Annotated in this window: 1 protein-coding gene; it reads right to left on the bottom strand. The window is 72.2% G+C overall.

Annotation, left to right across the window (positions count from 1 at the left end; genetic code table 11):
- The coding region (locus tag AB4091_RS21765) for an IS110 family transposase (RefSeq protein WP_442294981.1) at window positions 1-965 on the bottom strand (965 nt) is incomplete at its 3' end.
- Between the last annotated feature and the right edge of the window lie 150 nt (window positions 966-1,115).

Below are 1,115 nucleotides of genomic sequence, written 5' to 3' on the forward strand. Positions count from 1 at the left end.
CGTTTCAGGACCCGGAGGGCGCCTTTGCGGGTGTCGTTACCGGCGCGGCGCCGCGCGAGGAGCTGTTGCGCGGGTGGGTGCATCCGCGCCTGGGTGACCGCGACGCGATGAACGGCGGCGTTGATCTGCCGGTTGCCGCCACGGTTGAGTCGGTGGCGTTCGCGGTTGCCGGTCCATACCGGGATGCAGGCGATCCCGGCGTGGGCGGCCAGCTGCGCGGAGCGGGTGAACCGCTCGATCCCGCCGACCTCGCCGAGCAGCTTGGCCGCGGTCAACGGCCCGACGCCGACGATGGCCAGCAGCGCGGGCGCGAGCGGGGTGACCCGGGCGGTGATCTGCTGCTCGAGCGCGCGGATCGCGATGGTCGTCTCGATGATCCCGGCCAACTGGTCCAGGGCGATCTGCCGGCGCACCGATCCTGGCAGCGCGGCCACCTCGGCGCGGACCCGCTCGATGCCGCGCAGCGAGGTCAGCACCGCGCATTGCTCCACCTCGGGGGCGAGCTCGACCAGGTGCCAGCGCACCCGGTTGATCTCCGCGGTGCGCCACGCCACGAGCTGCTCGCGCCGGTCCACCAGCAACCGCACCGCCAGCGCGTCCTCGTCCAGCCCGCCGGTCGGCAAACCGGGCTCGCGCAGGCAGGCCCGGGCCACCGCCAACGCGTCGATCGGGTCCGACTTGCCCCGCGAACGGGCACTGGCCCGCAGCGTCCCGGTCAGCCGCGGCGGGACCCGGACCACCTGCTCACCGGCACCAGTCAGGTCCCGCATCAACCGGCCCGCGACGTGCCGACAGTCCTCGACCGCCCACCGCCGCTGCCCGGGCAGGTGCCGAGCCCAGCGCAGCAGCGCCCGGTGTCCCTCGTCGGTGGCCGGGACCGTCCGGACGGCCAGCTGTACGCCGTGCTCGTCAACCGCGACCACCGTGTGCGTCTTCTTGTGCGGATCCACTCCGAGGACGACCATGATCGTGTCCTTCCGTTGATTCGACTCGATCGGAATCGGACAAGGGTTGGCCGGCGGACACACCTCAGTCGAGGGCGTTCACCACGCTCCTATCAAGTCACGCCGGCCGACCCGGTCCCGAACGCCCTGGACACTTCAATTCCAGGCCAG

Origin of the sequence: Terrabacter sp. 2RAF25, from assembly GCF_052115265.1 — a bacterium.
In the GTDB taxonomy this organism is placed as follows: domain Bacteria; phylum Actinomycetota; class Actinomycetes; order Actinomycetales; family Dermatophilaceae; genus Terrabacter.